Source organism: Streptomyces sp. NBC_00820 (genome assembly GCF_036347055.1).
Taxonomy (GTDB): domain Bacteria; phylum Actinomycetota; class Actinomycetes; order Streptomycetales; family Streptomycetaceae; genus Streptomyces.
Genome location: NZ_CP108882.1, coordinates 4,619,703 through 4,639,778, shown reverse-complemented (window position 1 = coordinate 4,639,778; position 20,076 = coordinate 4,619,703). Strand labels below are relative to the sequence as shown.

The following is a 20,076-nucleotide window of genomic DNA, read 5'->3' as shown; positions in this document are numbered from 1 at the left end:
ACGCAGAAAACCCCCGCATCTTTCGATGCGGGGGTTTTCTCAAAAATTGTTCGGCGGCGTCCTACTCTCCCACAGGGTCCCCCCTGCAGTACCATCGGCGCTATGAGGCTTAGCTTCCGGGTTCGGAATGTAACCGGGCGTTTCCCTCATGCTATGACCACCGAAACACTATGAAACTGTTGAACTGCCGCACCGCCTTTTACAGCGGGGCTGTTCGTGGTTTCAGAACCAACACAGTGAACGCGAGCAACTGAGGACAAGCCCTCGGCCTATTAGTACCAGTCACCTCCACCCGTTACCGGGCTTCCAGATCTGGCCTATCAACCCAGTCGTCTACTGGGAGCCTTACCCTCTCAAGGAGGTGGGAATACTCATCTCGAAGCAGGCTTCCCGCTTAGATGCTTTCAGCGGTTATCCCTCCCGAACGTAGCCAACCAGCCATGCCCTTGGCAGGACAACTGGCACACCAGAGGTTCGTCCGTCCCGGTCCTCTCGTACTAGGGACAGCCCTTCTCAATATTCCTACGCGCACAGCGGATAGGGACCGAACTGTCTCACGACGTTCTAAACCCAGCTCGCGTACCGCTTTAATGGGCGAACAGCCCAACCCTTGGGACCGACTCCAGCCCCAGGATGCGACGAGCCGACATCGAGGTGCCAAACCATCCCGTCGATATGGACTCTTGGGGAAGATCAGCCTGTTATCCCCGGGGTACCTTTTATCCGTTGAGCGACGGCGCTTCCACAAGCCACCGCCGGATCACTAGTCCCGACTTTCGTCCCTGCTCGACCCGTCGGTCTCACAGTCAAGCTCCCTTGTGCACTTACACTCAACACCTGATTACCAACCAGGCTGAGGGAACCTTTGGGCGCCTCCGTTACTCTTTAGGAGGCAACCGCCCCAGTTAAACTACCCATCAGACACTGTCCCTGATCCGGATCACGGACCTAGGTTAGACATCCAGCACGACCAGACTGGTATTTCAACGACGACTCCACACACACTGGCGTGCATGCTTCAAAGTCTCCCAGCTATCCTACACAAGCCGAACCGAACACCAATATCAAACTGTAGTAAAGGTCCCGGGGTCTTTCCGTCCTGCTGCGCGAAACGAGCATCTTTACTCGTAGTGCAATTTCACCGGGCCTATGGTTGAGACAGTCGAGAAGTCGTTACGCCATTCGTGCAGGTCGGAACTTACCCGACAAGGAATTTCGCTACCTTAGGATGGTTATAGTTACCACCGCCGTTTACTGGCGCTTAAGTTCTCAGCTTCGCACGCCCGAAAGCGCACTAACCGGTCCCCTTAACGTTCCAGCACCGGGCAGGCGTCAGTCCGTATACATCGCCTTACGGCTTCGCACGGACCTGTGTTTTTAGTAAACAGTCGCTTCTCGCTGGTCTCTGCGGCCACCCCCAGCTCATGGAGTAAATCCAATCACCGGTGATGGCCCCCCTTCTCCCGAAGTTACGGGGGCATTTTGCCGAGTTCCTTAACCATAGTTCACCCGAACGCCTCGGTATTCTCTACCTGACTACCTGAGTCGGTTTAGGGTACGGGCCGCCATGAAACTCGCTAGAGGCTTTTCTCGACAGCATAGGATCATCCACTTCGCCACAATCGGCTCGGCATCAGGTCTCAGACTATGTGTGCGACGGATTTACCTATCGCACGTCCTACACCCTTACCCCGGGACTACCATCGCCCGGGATGGACTACCTTCCTGCGTCACCCCATCACTCACCTACTGCAGATCTGGTTCAGCGGCTCCACCACTTTCCTTTCCCCGAAGGGTCCGGAACGGCTTCACGGCCTTAGCATCGTCTGGTTCGATGTTTGACGCTTCACAGCGGGTACCGGAATATCAACCGGTTATCCATCGACTACGCCTGTCGGCCTCGCCTTAGGTCCCGACTTACCCTGGGCAGATCAGCTTGACCCAGGAACCCTTAGTCAATCGGCGCAAACGTTTCTCACGTTTGTATCGCTACTCATGCCTGCATTCTCACTCGTGAACCGTCCACAACTCGCTTCCGCGGCTGCTTCACCCGGCACACGACGCTCCCCTACCCATCACAGCACCCGTTGGGGCTATACGCTGCAATGACACGACTTCGGCGGTACGCTTGAGCCCCGCTACATTGTCGGCGCGGAATCACTAGACCAGTGAGCTATTACGCACTCTTTCAAGGGTGGCTGCTTCTAAGCCAACCTCCTGGTTGTCTCTGCGACTCCACATCCTTTCCCACTTAGCGTACGCTTAGGGGCCTTAGTCGATGCTCTGGGCTGTTTCCCTCTCGACCATGGAGCTTATCCCCCACAGTCTCACTGCCGTGCTCTCACTTACCGGCATTCGGAGTTTGGCTAAGGTCAGTAACCCGGTAGGGCCCATCGCCTATCCAGTGCTCTACCTCCGGCAAGAAACACACGACGCTGCACCTAAATGCATTTCGGGGAGAACCAGCTATCACGGAGTTTGATTGGCCTTTCACCCCTAACCACAGGTCATCCCCCAGGTTTTCAACCCTGGTGGGTTCGGTCCTCCACGAAGTCTTACCTCCGCTTCAACCTGCCCATGGCTAGATCACTCCGCTTCGGGTCTTGAGCGTGCTACTACGTATCTAAATTAGACACAGCGCCCTATTCGGACTCGCTTTCGCTACGGCTTCCCCACACGGGTTAACCTCGCAACACACCGCAAACTCGCAGGCTCATTCTTCAAAAGGCACGCAGTCACGACGCATTGAGTAAACTCAATGCGCGACGCTCCCACGGCTTGTAGGCACACGGTTTCAGGTACTATTTCACTCCGCTCCCGCGGTACTTTTCACCATTCCCTCACGGTACTATCCGCTATCGGTCACCAGGGAATATTTAGGCTTAGCGGGTGGTCCCGCCAGATTCACACGGGATTTCTCGGGCCCCGTGCTACTTGGGTGTCTCTCAAACGAGCCGCTGATGTTTCGACTACGGGGGTCTTACCCTCTACGCCGGACCTTTCGCATGTCCTTCGTCTACATCAACGGTTTCTGACTCGTCCTGTCGCCGGCAGACGACAGAAGAGAGATCCCACAACCCCGCATGCGCAACCCCTGCCGGGTATCACACGCATACGGTTTGGCCTCATCCGGTTTCGCTCGCCACTACTCCCGGAATCACGGTTGTTTTCTCTTCCTGAGGGTACTGAGATGTTTCACTTCCCCTCGTTCCCTCCACACTGCCTATGTGTTCAGCAGTGGGTGACAGCCCATGACGACTGCCGGGTTTCCCCATTCGGAAACCCCCGGATCAAAGCCTGGTTGACGGCTCCCCGGGGACTATCGTGGCCTCCCACGTCCTTCATCGGTTCCTGGTGCCAAGGCATCCACCGTGCGCCCTTAAAAACTTGGCCACAGATGCTCGCGTTCACTGTGCAGTTCTCAAACAACGACCAGCCACCCGTCACAGCCCGCCGAAGCAGACTTTTACCGGGGCCGGCACTGAAGGCAGCCTTTCGGCCGTACCTTCAGATACCCAACAGCGTGCCCGACCAGACTCCCGTCCGGAGATCATGCGTTCCACGCTCCTAAGAGCAGTACTAGCAGCCTCCGACCCGAGGTACCGGCCGAATAATCAACGTTCCACCCATGAGCAACCAGCATCGAACATTCGCCGATGTACTGGCCTCTGGACCGCTAGGCGGCCTAGAAATGCTCCTTAGAAAGGAGGTGATCCAGCCGCACCTTCCGGTACGGCTACCTTGTTACGACTTCGTCCCAATCGCCAGTCCCACCTTCGACAGCTCCCTCCCACAAGGGGTTGGGCCACCGGCTTCGGGTGTTACCGACTTTCGTGACGTGACGGGCGGTGTGTACAAGGCCCGGGAACGTATTCACCGCAGCAATGCTGATCTGCGATTACTAGCAACTCCGACTTCATGGGGTCGAGTTGCAGACCCCAATCCGAACTGAGACAGGCTTTTTGAGATTCGCTCCACCTCACGGTTTCGCAGCTCATTGTACCTGCCATTGTAGCACGTGTGCAGCCCAAGACATAAGGGGCATGATGACTTGACGTCGTCCCCACCTTCCTCCGAGTTGACCCCGGCAGTCTCCTGTGAGTCCCCATCACCCCGAAGGGCATGCTGGCAACACAGAACAAGGGTTGCGCTCGTTGCGGGACTTAACCCAACATCTCACGACACGAGCTGACGACAGCCATGCACCACCTGTATACCGACCACAAGGGGGGCACCATCTCTGATGCTTTCCGGTATATGTCAAGCCTTGGTAAGGTTCTTCGCGTTGCGTCGAATTAAGCCACATGCTCCGCTGCTTGTGCGGGCCCCCGTCAATTCCTTTGAGTTTTAGCCTTGCGGCCGTACTCCCCAGGCGGGGAACTTAATGCGTTAGCTGCGGCACCGACGACGTGGAATGTCGCCAACACCTAGTTCCCACCGTTTACGGCGTGGACTACCAGGGTATCTAATCCTGTTCGCTCCCCACGCTTTCGCTCCTCAGCGTCAGTAATGGCCCAGAGATCCGCCTTCGCCACCGGTGTTCCTCCTGATATCTGCGCATTTCACCGCTACACCAGGAATTCCGATCTCCCCTACCACACTCTAGCTAGCCCGTATCGACTGCAGACTCGGGGTTAAGCCCCGAGCTTTCACAATCGACGTGACAAGCCGCCTACGAGCTCTTTACGCCCAATAATTCCGGACAACGCTTGCGCCCTACGTATTACCGCGGCTGCTGGCACGTAGTTAGCCGGCGCTTCTTCTGCAGGTACCGTCACTTTCGCTTCTTCCCTGCTGAAAGAGGTTTACAACCCGAAGGCCGTCATCCCTCACGCGGCGTCGCTGCATCAGGCTTTCGCCCATTGTGCAATATTCCCCACTGCTGCCTCCCGTAGGAGTCTGGGCCGTGTCTCAGTCCCAGTGTGGCCGGTCGCCCTCTCAGGCCGGCTACCCGTCGTCGCCTTGGTGAGCCATTACCTCACCAACAAGCTGATAGGCCGCGGGCTCATCCTTCACCGCCGGAGCTTTTAACCACAGACCATGAGATCCGTAGTGTTATCCGGTATTAGACCCCGTTTCCAGGGCTTGTCCCAGAGTGAAGGGCAGATTGCCCACGTGTTACTCACCCGTTCGCCACTAATCCCCACCGAAGTGGTTCATCGTTCGACTTGCATGTGTTAAGCACGCCGCCAGCGTTCGTCCTGAGCCAGGATCAAACTCTCCGTGAATGTTTTCCCGTAATCGGGATGAACACCACGAGAGCGGAACAGTCAGGCGGAATAGGCCCGACCGTTCACAGCGTCCTCGCTGTGTTTGTTTCAAAGGAACCTCGTCCCGATCGTGATGACCGGAGACGGGGTATCAACTAATCTGGCGTTGATTTTTGGCACGCTGTTGAGTTCTCAAGGAACGGACGCTTCCTTTGTACTCACCCTCTCGGGCTTTCCTCCGGGCGCTTCCCTTCGGTCTTGCGTTTCCGACTCTATCAGATCGTTTTCCGATCCGATTTCCTCGGTGCTTTCCAGGTTCTCGCTCTCGCGTTTCCCTTTCCGGCGGTTCCGACTCTATCAGATCCTTTCGGCGTCTGATTCCCAGTCAGCGGGAGTTGTCTTCCCGGCCCGTGGGCCGTTCCGACGAGTGAGACTTTAGCGGATTCCCGGCCCCCGAGCTAATCGGGTGCTGCGTCCTTTCGAACGCGGATTCCTCATTTCGCAAATTCGCACACCAAAGCGTGTGACACCGGAGTGTCGCTCAGTGGGTGGTCCTGCGGAATGGCTGTCCGGGGCCGACCGGAGTCGGTGCTCACGTCGGACAACTCGGAGAACACTACGGGTCCGGGGGAGGTGTGTCAACCCCCCTCCTCGGAGCACCTCGGCGGCGTACTGTGGGGCCGTGACTACGCGTACGTGCACCCAGCTGTGGTGGGCCGCCTGACGGCGGCCGTACGCACGTATGCACTCAACGGCCGCCGCTTCGGCGGCCGTACTCGTATCTCCCTCCAGGAGTCGGGAGCCGGCCGCAGGGGCGGCGGTCTCGACCAGGAGGTGGAGTGGAGATGACGCGAGTCTTCAGCGGGGTCAAGCCGACCGGGCACCTGACGCTGGGGAACTACCTGGGAGCCATGCGGCGCTGGGCCGAGGTGGACCAGCACCGGTCGGAGGCGTTGTTCTGCGTCGTCGATCTGCACGCGCTGACCGTGGCCCACGATCCGGCGCGGGTGCGCAGGCTCAGCCGGCAGGCGGCGACGCTGCTGCTGGCGGCTGGGGTGGATCCGCGGCTGTGCACCGTCTTCGTGCAGAGCCATGTCGACGAGCACGCGCGGCTGTCGTACCTGCTGGAGTGCGTGGCGACCGACGGCGAGATGCGGCGGATGATCCAGTACAAGGAGAAGGCCGCGCGGGAGCGCGAGCGTGGCGGGAGTCTGCGCCTGTCCCTGCTGACGTATCCGGTGCTGATGGCGGCGGACATCCTCGCCTACAACGCCGACGAGGTACCGGTGGGGGACGACCAGGCGCAGCACGTGGAGCTGGCGCGGGATCTGGCGGTGCGGTTCAACCAGCGGTACGGGCACACGTTCGTGGTGCCGAGGGCGACTCCTCCGCAGGTGGCCGCGCGCGTGATGAACCTCCAGGACCCGGCGTCGAAGATGGGGAAGTCCGACGACTCGGGGCCGGGGATCGTCTATCTGCTCGACGAGCCGGACGCGGTGCGCAGAAAGGTGATGCGGGCCGTGACCGACAGCGGCCGGGAGGTGGAGTACGACCCGGAGGGGCGCCCGGGCATCGCGAATCTGCTGGAGATTCTCGCAGCGTGCACGAACGGGAACCCTGAGTCACTGGCGTCCGTTTACGAGTCGTACGGCGCTTTGAAGAAGGACACCGCGGACGCCGTGGTGGAGGTGCTGCGGCCCGTGCAGGCGAGGCACAGGGAGTTGTGCGCGGATCCCGCTTATGTGGAGGGGGTGCTCCGGGATGGTGCGGAGAAGGCTCGGGCGATGGCCCGGCCGACCGTCGATACGGCCTACCGGGCCATCGGGCTGCTGCCGCCCGTCCCGGAGCCCGCGGCGTTGAACGCCGTCTCGTAGGTGCCTTTACCTCCGCACGCGCACGCGCACGCGCCCGCGCGTGCGGAGGTCGTCCGGTCGGGCTCGTCCCACCCGCGGGGCGGTGCGTGCGGGTGGGTCAGTCCTTCTTGCCCGAGGCCAGCTCGCGGCTGCGGTCGCGGGCGGCTTCGAGGGCGGCGATGAGGGCGGCGCGGACGCCGTGGTTCTCGAGTTCGCGGATGGCGTTGATGGTCGTACCGGCCGGGGAGGTGACGTTCTCGCGGAGCTTGACGGGGTGCTCGCCGCTGTCGCGGAGCATCACCGCGGCGCCGATGGCGGACTGGACGATGAGGTCGTGGGCCTTGTCGCGGGGCAGGCCGAGCAGGATGCCGGCGTCCGTCATGGCTTCGACCAGGTAGAAGAAGTAGGCCGGGCCGGAGCCGGACAGCGCGGTGCACGCGTCCTGCTGGGTCTCGGGGACGCGGAGGGTCTTGCCGACGGCGCCGAAGATCTCCTCGGCGGTGGCGACGTGGTCGGTGGTGGCGTGGCTGCCGGCCGAGATGACGGACATGGCCTCGTCCACGAGAGCGGGCGTGTTGGTCATGACACGGACCACCGGGGTGCCCGCGGCGAGGCGCTCCTCGACGAAGGAGGTGGGGATGCCGGCGGCTCCGCTGATGACCAGGCGGTCGGCGGGGACGTGCGGGGCGAGCTCGTCCAGGAGGGCGCCCATGTCCTGGGGCTTGACCGTGAGGATCAGGGTGTCGGCGGTCTTGGCGGCCTCGGCGTTGGTGGCCGGGGTGACTCCGTAGCGGGTGCGGAGTTCTTCGGCGCGTTCCGGGCGGCGGGCGGTGACCAGGAGGTCCGCGGGGGCCCAGCCGCCCCGGATCATCCCGCTGAGCAGGGCTTCGCCGATCTTGCCTGTGCCGAGGACTGCGACTTTCTGGCTCATGCGGCTCATCCTCGCACCGGGGGTACGGGGTGCGGAGGAATTGTCCGCTGGACGGACGGCGACTGACCGTGCCGGTCGGCAGGTGACCGGTGGCGGTGAGGGCGTCAGGGGCTGTGCCCCCTGGACCCCCCGGGTGTCAGACCGTGCGGCGGCGCAAGGTGGCCGCGCCCAGGGCCAGCACCAGTACCGCGCAGCCGGCCACGATCAGGACATCGCGGACGAAGGTCGTGGTCACGTCGGTGTGGTGGAGGACCTGGTTCATGCCGTCGACGGCGTACGACATCGGCAGGACGTCGGAGATCGCCTCCAGGGCCGGGTGCATGGCGGAACGGGGAGTGAAGAGTCCGCAGAGGAGGAGCTGGGGGAAGATCACCGCCGGCATGAACTGGACCGCCTGGAACTCGGAGGCGGCGAAGGCCGAGACGAAGAGGCCGAGGGCCGTGCCGAGCAGGGCGTCGAGGAGGGCGACGAGCAGCAGCAGCCAGGGTGAGCCGGTGACGTCGAGACCGAGGACCCAGACCGCGAGTCCTGTGGCCAGGGCGGACTGGACGACGGCGACCGCGCCGAAGGCGAGGGCGTAACCGGCGATGAGGTCGGCCTTGCCCAGGGGCATGGCGAGGAGTCGTTCGAGCGTGCCCGAGGTGCGTTCGCGCAGGGTGGCGATGGAGGTGACCAGGAACATCGTGATCAGCGGGAAGACGCCGAGCAGTGAGGCGCCGATGTTGTCGAAGGTGCGCGGGCTGGCGTCGAAGACGTAACGCAGCAGGATCAGCATCAGACAGGGGATGAGGATCATCAGCGCGATGGTCCGCGGGTCGTGGCGGAGCTGGCGCAGGACGCGGGCCGCGGTGGCGGTGGTGCGCGAGGCGTTGAACGCGCCGGTCGGCACGGCGCGAGTGGCGGGGGTCGTCGTGCTCATCGGGTCGTCGTCTCCTTGGTGCGGTCCGTGGCGCCGGTTTCCGTGGCGCCTGCCTCCATGGCCGCCGCTTCGTCGACCAGGTGCAGGAATGCGGCCTCGACGGTGTCGGTGCCGGTGCGGGCGCGCAGGGCCTCGGGAGTGTCGTCGGCGAGGATCCGGCCGTCGCGCATGAGGAGGAGGCGGTGGCAGCGCTCGGCCTCGTCCATGACGTGCGAGGAGACGAGGAGGGTGGCGCCGCGGGTGGCGGCGATGTCGTCGAAGAGGGCCCACAGGTCGCGGCGCAGGACCGGATCGAGGCCGACGGTCGGCTCGTCGAGGACGAGGAGTTCGGGGCTGCCGAGGAGGGCGACGGCGAGGGAGACGCGGCCTCGCTGACCGCCGGAGAGGTTGCCGGCGAGGGCGTCGGCGTGGCTGGTGAGGTCGACGTCGGTGAGGACCCGGTCGACATCGTGCCGGCGTTCGGCGGCGGCCCGGCCGGGGTCGAGGATCGCGGCGAAGTAGTCGAGGTTCTGTCGGACGGTGAGGTCGTCGTAGACGGAGGGGGCCTGGGTGACGTAGCCGATGCGGCTGCGCAGGGTGGGGTGGCCGGCGGGGCGGCCGAGTACGTCGAGGGTGCCGGTGGCCTTCGCCTGGGTGCCGACGATGGAGCGCATCAGGGTCGACTTGCCGCAGCCGGAGGGGCCGAGCAGGCCGGTGATCTGGCCGCGGGGGACGGTGAAGTGGAGGTCGTGCAGGACGGTTCGGGGGCCGCGGACGACGGTGAGTCCGTCGGCGTGGACGGCGTCGGGTGCCGGGGGGTGGGGTTGGCCGAGCATATAATTCATCATGCGATGAATAATGTTCCGGTGGGTGGGCGCCGTCAAGGGGGTCGGCCCGGTGCGCCGTACACGAAGGCGGCGGCCGGGTTCAGGAACCGGGCCGCCGCTGGAGGGAGCGTGACGGGGTCTGGGGGTCGGGGGGCTGGGTCAGGGCTTGTCAGGGCTTGTCAGGGCTTGGTGGCCACGAGCAGGAAGACGTCGTACGTCTCCTCGACGACGCCGTCCGGGAAGGCCTTCAGCAGATGGCCGCGCTCCGCTTCCAGGAAGGCGGCCCTGCGTTCCTCGGGGGTGACGAGCAGGAGGGAGTGGCTGCCGACGTTGGCGAGGTGGGTGTCGATCGGGACGCGCCGACTCCAGCGGACCGTGCGGCGGCTGAAGCGGAGCCGGCCGCTGGGGTCGGCGTGCTCGACGCGGTGGGCGACCTTGCTCTTCTCGGCGGCGAGCTCGACGCCGAAGAAGCGGCCGGCGCGGTCGGTGGCCTCGGCGATCCACTCGACGTCGAGGGCATGGGTGTTCCACCACAGGGCCAGCGCGCCGCCCGGCCGCAGGACGCGCAGCGCCTCCGGCACCGCGCGGGCCGGCTCGGTCCAGTGCCAGGCCTGGGCGTAGGTGAGGAAGTCCGCGCGGGCGTCGGCCACGGGCAGGGCGTTGCCGTTGCCCCGGACGATCGGGATGTGGGGCAGCGTGCGGCGGAACTCGGCGGCCATGCCGTCCCCGGGCTCGACCGCGAGGACCTCCGCGCCACGCGCGTCCAGCAGTGCGGTCGCGATACCGGTACCGGCGCCGACGTCCACGGCCCGCGCTCCGGCCAGGGGGCGCCCGGCCAGTTCCTCGACGGCGTCGAAGAGGGCGGGCGGGTAGGAGGGGCGGCTCGCGGCGTACTGGGCCGCGGCGGCGTCGAAGGAACGGGCGCGGAGGGCGCGCGGCGGCTCGGGGGAGGCGGTGGCGAACGCAGTCATGTCGTCATGGTGCGCGAGGTGGGGCTGGAGGGGCAGCGGGTTGTCAGAAGGCCCGCCCCTCCTTGTCTCCCCTTTTACCCGCCGCTTTCTCTCCGCCCCACCGTTTTGGCTGCTTCCGCAGCCGCTGCCTTGCCTACTGCTTTCGCTGCTGCTTCCGCTTCGACGGATTGCCGGTCCGGCGGGAGGAGCGGCGCTCGAATTCCTCGCGGGCCTTTTCGTGTTCCGTGCGGTGGAGCCTTTCGCCCGGCGCCTCGGTGAGGGAGCGGAAGAAGTAGGCGAGGAGGGAGCCGACGAAGCCGATGGCGAGCAGGCCGCGTAGGGAGGCCTGGCGCCGGGGGTCGTGGCGCTTGCCGAAGCCCTCCCAGGTGTTGCGGAAGGCGAGCGCGCTGCAGATCGCGAACATGGCGACGACCAGGACGGTCACGAAGGAGCCGCTGTCGGCGATCTGGAGTCCCTGGTAGGCGAAGCCCAGGACGAGGCAGGCGGCGGCCGCCGCGGCGAGGGAGCCGACGGCCACGCCGGCGCGGCGGGCCGCATACCCGTCGTCGTGGTTCATCCAGGACGTACCGAAGAAGCGCAGGGGCTCGGGGCGGGGGCCGGCGCCCTGTGCCGCACCGCCGACCGTGGGGCTCGCGGGGGTGGCCGGGGTGCCGGTTTCGTCGCTCACGGGACGATTATGGCTCCGGCCGGGCGCGAGCCCCGGGCGGGGTCAGGCGCAGGGGTCGGCGATGTAGCCGTCGCTGCCGGTGTGCACGTAGGTGTCCGAGACGAACTCGCCGTTGCTGATGTTGTCCCAGATGTTCGACGTGCCGTAGTACCCCGACACCGTCGTGCCCGGCGTCTGGCAGTACACCGGGACCATGGCGCCTTCGAGCAGTACGCGGGTGATGTTGTAGCCGGTGCCGGGGCCACTGCGGACGTTCACGCTGACGCCCGGGGCGATCGGGTAGTACCGGACCGTGGGCGCACCCGCCGTGGCCGGGGTCGTGGTGGCCGCGTCGGCGGCGGTCGCCGAGCCCATCACCAGGAGAAGGGCGCCTGCGGCACCCGCGAGCAAAGCGGGCCTGTTCTTCCGGAAAGTCATCTCACTCCTGCCACTCGCGCATCATCGGGCGCAGCGGTCGGCCACATAGCCGTCGCTGCCGGTCTGTACGTAGGTGTCCGAGACGAACTCGCCGTTGTCGATGTTGTCCCAGATGTTCGACGTGCCGTAGTACCCCGCCACCGTCGTGCCCGGCGTCTGGCAGAAGACCGGGACGCGGGTCCCCTCCGGCAGCTGGCGGACGACGCCGTAGTTGGTGCCCGGGCCGCTGCGGACGTTCAGGCGGAGCCCCGGGGCGACCGGGTACGTACGCACGGACGCCCCCCGTACGGCCGCGTCCGGTTCCCCGGCACCCACCACTTCCTCCGCACGCTCAACTGACATGACGGACCTCCCCGTTGATCCCCATGACGGCCATGGGCCCCGTTGATTCCCCCGAAACGATCTGTGAAACACGTGTTTACAACTCGCACAGGCACTCCGACAAGCCTCCTCTGCCTCGCTCGGGTCATCGAATAGGCTCCGTGGGTCGCGCGCGCGAACGAACAGCACGGGGGTGGTTCATGGCGCCACAGCGCAACACCGGAGCGAGCGCGGAAGCGGAACTTCCGGAGTACGCCGGTCACTACCGCCTGGAGTCGCGTCTGGGCTCCGGGGGCATGGGCGTCGTCCATCTGGCCCGCAGCGCCTCGGGGATGAAGCTCGCGGTGAAGGTCGTCCATGCCGGGTACGCCAAGGACCCCGAGTTCAGAAGCCGGTTCCGGCAGGAAGTCGCCGCCGCCAGGACGGTGAGCGGCGCGTTCACCGCGCCCGTCGTCGACGCCGACCCGGAGGCCGGGCGGCCCTGGATGGCCACACTGTTCATTCCGGGGCCGACGCTGTCCGACCAGATCAAGGACAACGGCCCCATGGAGCCTGCCCGGTTGCGCCGGCTGATGGCCGGGCTCGCGGAGGCGCTGCGCGACATCCATCGCGTCGGAGTCGTCCACCGCGATCTGAAGCCGGGCAACGTGCTGCTCGCCGAGGACGGACCGAAGGTCATCGACTTCGGCATCTCCCGGCCCAAGAACAGCGAACTGCGCACCGAGACCGGCAAGCTGATCGGCACGCCCCCCTTCATGGCACCCGAGCAGTTCCGGCGGCCGAGGGAGGTCGGGCCCGCCGCCGACATCTTCGCGCTCGGGTCGCTGATGGTGCACGCGGCGACCGGGCGGGGGCCGTTCGACTCCGACAGTCCGTACGTCGTCGCGTACCAGGTCGTCCATGACGAGCCCGACCTGACCGGAATGCCCGAGAGCCTCGCGCCCCTGGTGCTGCGCTGCCTCGCCAAGGAGCCGGAGGACCGGCCGACCCCGGACGAGCTGATGCGGGAACTCCGGTCGGTGGCGGCGTTGTACGACACACAGGCGTTCATACCGGAGCAGCGGACGAGGAAGGGCGCGCCGGAGAGGAAGGACGCGCCGGCGCAGGAGTCACCTGGTGCGGCGCCCCCACGACGGCCGGGCCGCCGTCTCCGCAGAAACGTGGCGCTCGGCGCCGGGGTATTCGCCCTTGTCGTGAGCGGTGCGACGGCCATGGTGCAGTGGCTCGGCGACAGCGACGCTCCGGTGCCGAGGGCCGGCGTGCGGAGCGCCCCGGCCGGGTTCGCACCCTGGCGGGCGAACCCGGCCGGTGAAGGCTCGGGGATGCCCCGATGCTCCTACGGCTCCGGGAAGTTGTTCTGCTTCCGCTCCGGGCTGGCCTTCGCCCTCGACGCGACGGACGGGACTCCCCTGTGGCGGCGGTCCGTCGCCGGGGAACGCACCAGCGGCACGCCGGTCCTGGCCGACGGTCTGCTTCGGCTGCCGGTGGACGGGGACCGCCGTGTGGAGACGCTCGATCCCGTGTCGGGCCGGACCCGCTGGTCGCGGGACATACCCGCGCACGGGGGCACGCTCCTCGCCGGCGGCACGCTCCTCCTCGCCGACCCCGACGGATCGGTGACCGGTCTCGACGGCGGGTCCGGCGACGAGAGGTGGCACCGGCGGATCTCCGGCACGGGGACGCCCTCCCTGGCCATGTTCGCCGGCGACCCGCTGGCGTACGCGGTCACCACGTCCGAAGACGGAACGCACTCGGACGTCACCGCCGTGGACCCGGCCACCGGTGCCGCACGCTGGGGAGCGCGCCTGGACGGGACGCTGAGACCTGTCGGCAGTCAGGACGGCACCCTGTACCTGCTGTCCGTCGACAGCACCACCGGGGACACGACGGGGGTGCTTCGCTACACGCCGGCCTCGAAGTCACTGCGCCGGGTCGCACTTCCCGTCCCGCGCCTGGCACCCCAGGCCGGTGTGCACGGCGGAGTCGTCTACCTCCTGGCCACCGACGGGGCGCTGGAAGCCTTCGACGTCGCCACCGGCAAACGGCTGTGGAGTCTGCAGACGTCCGTGAGCCGCGGCTCGGCCCCGGTGGCCTCGGGTGACCACGTGTACTTCTCGGCCGCCGACGGCCGTCTGCTCGCCGTCGACGCCGGCGACGGACGCCTCCTGGGTCAGACTCCGCCACGGCTGGGCGCGCACTCGGACGAGCTCACCGCCGATCTGCCCGCACCCCTGCTCGCCGACGGCCACCTCTACGCCACCGCCCCCGACGGCACCGTCTTCACCGTCGACGGACGTGATCCCTCGGCCTGGTGACGTGCGAAGGGGCCGCCTCGTCGGAGGCGGCCCCTGTCGGTCACGGTCGTTCAGCCGAGCTTGGTGACGTCACGCACCGCGCCCTTGTCCGCGCTGGTCGCCATCGCCGCGTAGGCCCGCAGAGCCGCCGAGACCTTGCGGTCGCGGTCCTTCGGGGCGTACACGCCGCCCAACGCCTGATCGCGCCGCGCCAGTTCGGCGTCGTCGACGAGCAGCTCGATCGTGCGGTTCGGGATGTCGATGCGGATGCGGTCGCCGTCCCGGACGAGGGCGATGGTGCCGCCGGAGGCCGCCTCGGGGGAGGCGTGGCCGATGGAGAGGCCGGAGGTGCCGCCCGAGAAGCGGCCGTCGGTGATCAGGGCGCAGCTCTTGCCGAGGCCGCGGCCCTTCAGGTACGAGGTCGGGTAGAGCATCTCCTGCATGCCGGGGCCGCCCTTGGGGCCCTCGTAGCGGATGACGACGACGTCGCCGTCCTTGACCTCCTGGGTGAGGATGCGCTGGACGGCCTCCTCCTGGGACTCGCAGACCACGGCCGGGCCCTCGAAGGTCCAGATCGACTCGTCGACACCGGCGGTCTTGACCACGCAGCCGTCGACGGCCAGGTTGCCCCTGAGGACCGCGAGGCCGCCGTCCTTGGAGTAGGCGTGCTCGGCGGAGCGGATGCAGCCGTTCTCGGCGTCGTCGTCCAGGGACTCCCATCGCTCGGACTGGGAGAAGGCCTCGGCGGAGCGCACGCAGCCCGGCGCCGCGTGCCACATTTCGACGGCCTCCGGCGAGGGCGAGCCGCCGCGCACGTCCCAGGTCTTCAGCCAGTCGCCCAGCGAGGGGCTGTGCACGGCGTGGACGTCCTCGTTGAGCAGGCCCGCGCGGTGCAGTTCGCCGAGCAGGGCGGGGATGCCGCCGGCGCGGTGCACGTCCTCCATGTAGTACGTGCGGTTCTTCGCGACGTTGGGGGCCACCTTCGCCAGGCAGGGCACCCGGCGCGAGACGGCGTCGATCTGCTCCAGGCCGAAGGGGACGCCGGCCTCCTGGGCGGCGGCCAGCAGGTGCAGGATCGTGTTGGTGGAGCCGCCCATCGCGATGTCCAGGGCCATGGCGTTCTCGAAGGCCTGGAAGGTGGCGACGTTGCGGGGCAGGACCGACTCGTCGTCCTGCTCGTAGTAGCGGCGGGTGATGTCCATGACCGTGCGGGCCGCGTCCTCGTAGAGGGCCTTACGGGCCGTGTGCGTGGCGAGGACCGAGCCGTTGCCGGGGAGGGCGAGGCCGATGGCCTCGGCCAGGCAGTTCATCGAGTTGGCGGTGAACATGCCGGAACAGCTGCCGCAGGTGGGGCAGGCGTTCTCCTCGATGCGGAGGATGTCCTCGTCGGAGATCTTGTCGTTGACGGCGTCGGAGATCGCGTCGACCAGGTCGAGGGTGCGGACCGTGCCGTCGACCAGCGTGGCGCGGCCGGACTCCATGGGGCCGCCGGAGACGAACACCGTCGGGATGTTCAGACGCAGGGCCGCCAGCAGCATGCCCGGGGTGATCTTGTCGCAGTTGGAGATGCAGATCATGGCGTCGGCGCAGTGGGCCTCGACCATGTACTCGACGGAGTCGGCGATCAGGTCGCGGGAGGGCAGGGAGTACAGCATGCCCCCATGGCCCATCGCGATGCCGTCGTCGACCGCGATCGTGTTGAACTCGCGCGGGATGCCGCCCGCCTCGCGGATCGCCTCGCTGACGATCCGGCCGACCGGCTGGAGGTGGGTGTGGCCCGGCACGAACTCCGTGAAGGAGTTGGCGACGGCGATGATCGGCTTCCGGCCGATGTCCGCACCGGGTACACCGGAAGCACGCATGAGGGCGCGGGCGCCCGCCATGTTGCGGCCGTGGGTGACTGTGCGGGACCTCAGCTCGGGCATGGTCGCTCGCTCCTTCAGGGACCGATCAGAGAGGCTGATCAGAGAGGCTGATCAGAGAGACTTCCGACTGGTGCCGAGCGTACGCCGGTCATCCAGGGGGCGGGACACGCTGTCCGGAATGCGGGACGCGTGTCTCGACGGGGAGGGGAGCCCGGGGCTCGGCGCGGGGGCCTCGGACCCGGCCCGGCGCCTCGGTTCACCCCGCCGGTGCCGCCCGGCCAGCCCGCCCAGCCCGGCCGCAGAGCAAGACCTCACGCGTTCGTCAGATGCCCCTGCACCACCGGCGCCACCCGCGCGATGATCTGCTCCAGGTCGGCCGAGGCCAGCGGCTCGACCTTGATCACGTAACGCAGCATCGCCGTACCCACCAGCTGCGCGGCCGCCAGTTCGGCGCGCAGTTCCGCGTCCGGCAGGTCCAGCTGGGAGGCGATGCGGCGCAGCAGCTGGGAGGCGACGAGGCGGCGGAAGACGGCGGCGGCGGTGTCGTTGTTCACGGCCGAGCGCACGATCGCCAGGAGCGGGGCACGGGTGGTGGGGTTCTCCCAGATGCCGAAGACGAAGCGGGTGAGCCGCTCGCCGACCGCGTCCACGGGGGCGTCGGCGAGCGCGTCCGGCGCGTTGAGCGCGGGTGCGAAGGCGACCTCGACGGCGGCCTCGAAGACCTGTTCCTTGGTGCCGAAGTAGTGGTGGACCAGGGCCGAGTCGACACCGGCGGCCTTGGCGATGCCGCGTACGGACGTCTTCTCGTACCCGCGCTCGGAGAACTCCTCGCGGGCGGCGGTGAGGATGCGGTCGCGGGTGTCGGTGGATTCGGCACGCGGGGGCCGCCCTCGCCGCCGGGCCGTGGGCCCGGTCATCGCCGGGGCACCTTCACCGCGGAGGCCAGGTGCTTGCGGGTGAAGGCCAGGGCCTCGGCGAGATCGGCCTCGCGCTCGGCGCCTGACATCGCCCGCCGGGTGTTGACCTCGATGACGACGTGGCCGTCGAACCCGGTGAGCGCGAGCCGCTCCAGCAGCTCGGCGCAGGGCTGGGTGCCGCGGCCGGGCACCAGGTGCTCGTCCTTGGCCGAGCCCCGGCCGTCGGCGAGATGGACGTGGCCGAGGCGCTCGCCCATGCGGTCGATCATGGCCAGGGCGTCCGTGCGGGCGGTCGCCGTGTGGCTGAGGTCGATCGTGAAGTGCCGGTAGTCGTCCTTGGTGACGTCCCACTCGGGCGCGTAGGCGAGCATCTCGCGGTCGCGGTAGCGCCAGGGGTACATGTTCTCGACGGCGAACCGTACGTCGGTCTCGTCCGCCATCCGCCAGATCCCGCTGACGAAGTCGCGGGCGTACTGCCGCTGCCAGCGGAACGGCGGGTGGACGACGACGGTCGAGGCGCCCAGCTTCTCGGCGGCCGCCCGGGCCCGCTGGAGCTTGGTCCAGGGGTCGGTGGACCAGACGCGCTGCGTGATCAGCAGGCAGGGCGCGTGGACGGCCAGGATCGGGACGCCGTGGTGGTCGGAGAGGCGGCGCAGGGCGTCGACGTCCTGGCTGACCGGGTCGGTCCACACCATGACCTCGACGCCGTCGTAGCCGAGGCGCGCGGCGATCTCGAAGGCCGTCGCCGTCGACTCCGGGTACACGGAGGCGGTCGACAGCGCGACGCGCACGTCTGTTGGTTCAGCCACGTGCGTCACCTTACGGGGTGGGGCGGGGCAGGCGCCGGGTACCTCTTCGCCGTTGTGAGATGGGTCATTTCGCGGGTGCGGGCACCGCGCGGCGAGCCGCGCGGCGGCGGGCGCCCCTCGCGTGCGTCACGCGTGAGTCAGGCGTGGATCACGCGGTTCCCATGTGGTCCAGGCGTCGCAGGATCACGCCCTCGCGCAGGGCCCAGGGGCAGATCTCCAGGCTCTCCACGCCGAACAGGTCCATCGTGGCCTCGGCCACCAGGGCGCCGGCGAGTATCTGGCCGGCGCGGCCGTCGGAGACACCGGGGAGTTCGGCGCGCTGCCGCGCGGTCATGGCGGACAGGCGCGGGACCCAGGCCTCCAGGGACTCACGCTTGAGCTCGCGCTGGACGTAGAGGCCGTCGGCGGTGCGGGCGGCGCCGGCGATGCGGGCCAGCTGCTTGAAGGTCTTGGAGGTGGCGACCACGTGGTCGGGGGCGCCGAAGCGGCTGAACTCGCCGACCGTGCGGGCGATCTCCGTGCGGACGTGCCGGCGCAGGGTGCGGACCTCCTCGGATCCGGGCGGGTCACCGGGCAGCCAGCCGGCGGTGAGGCGGCCGGCGCCGAGTGGCAGGGAGGCGGCCGCGTCCGGTTCCTCGTCGATGCCGTAGGCGATCTCCAGGGAACCGCCGCCGATGTCCAGGACCAGCAGCTTTCCGGCGGACCAGCCGAACCAGCGGCGTACGGCGAGGAAGGTGAGCCGGGCCTCCTCGGCGCCGGAGAGAACCTGGAGCCGTACGCCGGTCTCCTCTTCCACGCGCGTGAGGACCTCGTCGGCGTTGCCGGCCTCCCGGACGGCGGAGGTCGCGAACGGCAGCAGGTCCTCCACTCCCTTGTCCTCGGCGGCCTGGAGGGCGTCCCGTACGACGGCGACGAGCTTCTCGATGCCCTCGTCGCCGATGGCACCGCCGTCGTCGAGCAGCTGGGCGAGCCGCAGCTCGGCCTTGTACGAATGCGCGGGCAGCGGGCGGGCACCGGGGTGGGCGTCCACCACCAGCAGATGCACCGTGTTCGAACCCACGTCCAGGACACCGAGTCTCATGTACGGAACGCTACTGCCACAAGCTCCGGCCTCGGTCCCGGGAGCGGCTTCGGGCGACTTACCCTGGACGGGTGCCAAAGACGAAAAAGGCGAAGGACGAAAAGGCTCCCAAGGCCGACAAGACGTCCAAATCCTCCAAGGGCTCGAAGGATTCCTCGCGGGTGAAGGCGTCCACGTCCAAAAAGGCCTCGAAGGTGAGCGACGAGAAGGGGCTCGACTTCGCGCGGGCGTGGGTGGAGTTCCCTGATCCGGCGGACGACGAGCAGATCTTCCGCTGCGATCTGACATGGCTGACCTCTCGCTGGAACTGCATCTTCGGCAGCGGCTGCCAGGGCATCCAGGCGGGCCGCGCGGACGACGGGTGCTGCTCACTGGGCGCGCACTTCTCGGACGAGGACGACGAGAAGCGGGTGGCGCAGAGCGTGGCCCGGCTCACCCCGGACATCTGGCAGCACCATGCCGAGGGCACGAGCAACGGCTGGACCTCGGAGGACGAGGACGGCGACCGGCAGACCCGCCCCTTCCAGGGCTCCTGCATCTTCCAGAACCGGCCGGGCTTCGCCGGCGGCGCGGGCTGCTCGCTGCACATCCTCGCGCTGAAGGAGGGCCGCGAGCCCCTGGAGACCAAGCCGGACGTCTGCTGGCAGCTCCCGATCCGGCGGACGTACGACTGGATCGACCGCCCGGACGACACGCGGGTCCTCCAGGTGTCCATCGGCGAGTACGACCGCCGCGGCTGGGGCCCGGGCGGCCATGACCTGCACTGGTGGTGCACCTCGGCCACCTCGGCACACGGCGCGGGTGATCCGGTGTACGTGTCCTACCGTGCCGAACTGACCGAACTGATGGGCAAGGCCGGTTACGACCGCCTGGTCGAGCTGTGCGAGCAGCGGCTGGCATCGCGGCTGCCGATGGTGGCCCCGCACCCGGCCGACCCGGAACGGGCCGGCTGAGGCGGAACGGGCGGAACGGACCGCCTGAGGCGGACGGTTCGCGGGCGGCGGCGGCCGGGGTT

Annotated in this window: 15 protein-coding genes and 3 rRNA genes; 4 read left to right on the top strand and 14 right to left on the bottom strand. The window is 67.4% G+C overall.

Translation table 11 applies throughout. The features are described 5' to 3' along the window. Window positions 1-48 precede the first annotated feature (48 nt). From rrf to OIB37_RS20960, 3 genes are all read right to left on the bottom strand, one after another. A 5S ribosomal RNA gene (gene rrf, locus OIB37_RS20970) occupies window positions 49-165 on the bottom strand. A gap of 87 nt (window positions 166-252) precedes the next feature. Then, window positions 253-3,393: ribosomal RNA gene (locus tag OIB37_RS20965) — 23S ribosomal RNA — on the bottom strand. A gap of 309 nt (window positions 3,394-3,702) precedes the next feature. Beyond that, window positions 3,703-5,228, bottom strand: a 16S ribosomal RNA gene (locus OIB37_RS20960). Together the 16S, 23S and 5S rRNA genes form the textbook arrangement of a ribosomal RNA operon. A gap of 615 nt (window positions 5,229-5,843) precedes the next feature. Between OIB37_RS20960 and OIB37_RS20955 the strand changes: the two genes are divergently transcribed. Together OIB37_RS20955 and trpS are read left to right on the top strand one after the other, a co-directional pair. Then, on the top strand, window positions 5,844-6,059 hold the full coding sequence (locus tag OIB37_RS20955; RefSeq protein ID WP_330459141.1) for a hypothetical protein: 216 nt from the start codon (window positions 5,844-5,846) through the stop codon (window positions 6,057-6,059). Further along, window positions 6,056-7,084, top strand: a complete 1,029-nt coding sequence (gene trpS, locus OIB37_RS20950) for a tryptophan--tRNA ligase (RefSeq protein WP_330459140.1) — start codon at window positions 6,056-6,058, stop codon at window positions 7,082-7,084. The genes OIB37_RS20955 and trpS overlap by 4 nt, the downstream gene beginning before the upstream one ends. 97 nt (window positions 7,085-7,181) lie before the next feature. Here the strand turns inward: trpS and proC are convergent, their stop codons facing one another. The 7 genes from proC to OIB37_RS20915 all read right to left on the bottom strand — a co-directional run bounded on the left by proC (window position 7,182) and on the right by OIB37_RS20915 (window position 12,116). Then, a complete protein-coding gene (proC, locus tag OIB37_RS20945; RefSeq protein WP_330459139.1) occupies window positions 7,182-7,994 on the bottom strand; it encodes a pyrroline-5-carboxylate reductase in 813 nt (270 codons plus the stop codon). 136 nt (window positions 7,995-8,130) lie between these two features. Beyond that, window positions 8,131-8,913 carry an ABC transporter permease gene (locus OIB37_RS20940; RefSeq protein WP_330459138.1) on the bottom strand — a complete coding sequence of 261 codons (783 nt, stop codon included), beginning with the start codon at window positions 8,911-8,913 and terminating at the stop codon, window positions 8,131-8,133. After that, complete coding sequence (locus OIB37_RS20935; protein WP_330459137.1) at window positions 8,910-9,740, bottom strand: ABC transporter ATP-binding protein; 831 nt, start codon at window positions 9,738-9,740, stop codon at window positions 8,910-8,912. The genes OIB37_RS20940 and OIB37_RS20935 overlap by 4 nt, the downstream gene beginning before the upstream one ends. Before the next feature lie 158 nt (window positions 9,741-9,898). After that, on the bottom strand, window positions 9,899-10,690 hold the full coding sequence (locus OIB37_RS20930) for a class I SAM-dependent methyltransferase (RefSeq protein ID WP_330459136.1): 792 nt from the start codon (window positions 10,688-10,690) through the stop codon (window positions 9,899-9,901). Between the two features lie 133 nt (window positions 10,691-10,823). Beyond that, on the bottom strand, window positions 10,824-11,357 hold the full coding sequence (locus OIB37_RS20925; protein ID WP_330459135.1) for an EamA/RhaT family transporter: 534 nt from the start codon (window positions 11,355-11,357) through the stop codon (window positions 10,824-10,826). Window positions 11,358-11,399: 42 nt separating this feature from the next. Next, the gene (locus OIB37_RS20920; RefSeq protein WP_443058184.1) at window positions 11,400-11,774 is read right to left on the bottom strand and encodes a hypothetical protein; all 375 of its coding nucleotides are present in this window, start codon (window positions 11,772-11,774) and stop codon (window positions 11,400-11,402) included. Between the two features lie 21 nt (window positions 11,775-11,795). Continuing rightward, window positions 11,796-12,116: an SH3 domain-containing protein gene (locus OIB37_RS20915; protein ID WP_330459134.1), complete on the bottom strand. Its 321-nt coding sequence runs from the start codon at window positions 12,114-12,116 to the stop codon at window positions 11,796-11,798. Between the two features lie 179 nt (window positions 12,117-12,295). Here OIB37_RS20915 and OIB37_RS20910 point away from each other — a divergent pair, with 179 nt between their 5' ends. Beyond that, window positions 12,296-14,410, top strand: a complete 2,115-nt coding sequence (locus tag OIB37_RS20910; protein ID WP_330459133.1) for a serine/threonine-protein kinase — start codon at window positions 12,296-12,298, stop codon at window positions 14,408-14,410. A gap of 50 nt (window positions 14,411-14,460) precedes the next feature. Here the strand turns inward: OIB37_RS20910 and ilvD are convergent, their stop codons facing one another. The 4 genes from ilvD to OIB37_RS20890 all read right to left on the bottom strand — a co-directional run bounded on the left by ilvD (window position 14,461) and on the right by OIB37_RS20890 (window position 19,061). After that, window positions 14,461-16,314: a dihydroxy-acid dehydratase gene (gene ilvD / locus OIB37_RS20905; protein WP_330459132.1), complete on the bottom strand. Its 1,854-nt coding sequence runs from the start codon at window positions 16,312-16,314 to the stop codon at window positions 14,461-14,463. 251 nt (window positions 16,315-16,565) lie between these two features. After that, window positions 16,566-17,171, bottom strand: a complete 606-nt coding sequence (locus OIB37_RS20900; protein WP_330459131.1) for a TetR/AcrR family transcriptional regulator — start codon at window positions 17,169-17,171, stop codon at window positions 16,566-16,568. Beyond that, window positions 17,168-17,989, bottom strand: coding sequence for a sugar phosphate isomerase/epimerase family protein (locus OIB37_RS20895; RefSeq protein WP_330459130.1), 822 nt, complete (start codon window positions 17,987-17,989; stop codon window positions 17,168-17,170). Before OIB37_RS20895 ends, OIB37_RS20900 begins: the two co-directional genes overlap by 4 nt. Window positions 17,990-18,128: 139 nt before the next feature. Continuing rightward, complete coding sequence (locus tag OIB37_RS20890; protein ID WP_330459129.1) at window positions 18,129-19,061, bottom strand: Ppx/GppA phosphatase family protein; 933 nt, start codon at window positions 19,059-19,061, stop codon at window positions 18,129-18,131. A 161-nt stretch (window positions 19,062-19,222) separates the two neighbouring features. On the opposite strand from OIB37_RS20890, the gene OIB37_RS20885 reads away from it, so the two are divergent. Beyond that, window positions 19,223-20,014, top strand: a complete 792-nt coding sequence (locus OIB37_RS20885) for a hypothetical protein (RefSeq protein ID WP_443058280.1) — start codon at window positions 19,223-19,225, stop codon at window positions 20,012-20,014. Window positions 20,015-20,076 lie beyond the last annotated feature (62 nt).

What these genes read in the sequence shown, in the direction of transcription:
- trpS (WP_330459140.1), top strand. Translation starts at nt 6,056, where the DNA reads ATGACGCGAGTCTTCAGCGGGGTCAAGCCGACCGGGCACCTGACGCTG.
- proC (WP_330459139.1), bottom strand. Translation starts at nt 7,994, where the DNA reads ATGAGCCAGAAAGTCGCAGTCCTCGGCACAGGCAAGATCGGCGAAGCC.
- OIB37_RS20940 (WP_330459138.1), bottom strand. Translation starts at nt 8,913, where the DNA reads ATGAGCACGACGACCCCCGCCACTCGCGCCGTGCCGACCGGCGCGTTC.
- OIB37_RS20935 (WP_330459137.1), bottom strand. Translation starts at nt 9,740, where the DNA reads ATGATGAATTATATGCTCGGCCAACCCCACCCCCCGGCACCCGACGCC.
- OIB37_RS20930 (WP_330459136.1), bottom strand. Translation starts at nt 10,690, where the DNA reads ATGACTGCGTTCGCCACCGCCTCCCCCGAGCCGCCGCGCGCCCTCCGC.
- OIB37_RS20920 (WP_443058184.1), bottom strand. Translation starts at nt 11,774, where the DNA reads ATGACTTTCCGGAAGAACAGGCCCGCTTTGCTCGCGGGTGCCGCAGGC.
- OIB37_RS20915 (WP_330459134.1), bottom strand. Translation starts at nt 12,116, where the DNA reads ATGTCAGTTGAGCGTGCGGAGGAAGTGGTGGGTGCCGGGGAACCGGAC.
- OIB37_RS20910 (WP_330459133.1), top strand. Translation starts at nt 12,296, where the DNA reads ATGGCGCCACAGCGCAACACCGGAGCGAGCGCGGAAGCGGAACTTCCG.
- ilvD (WP_330459132.1), bottom strand. Translation starts at nt 16,314, where the DNA reads ATGCCCGAGCTGAGGTCCCGCACAGTCACCCACGGCCGCAACATGGCG.
- OIB37_RS20900 (WP_330459131.1), bottom strand. Translation starts at nt 17,171, where the DNA reads ATGACCGGGCCCACGGCCCGGCGGCGAGGGCGGCCCCCGCGTGCCGAA.
- OIB37_RS20890 (WP_330459129.1), bottom strand. Translation starts at nt 19,061, where the DNA reads ATGAGACTCGGTGTCCTGGACGTGGGTTCGAACACGGTGCATCTGCTG.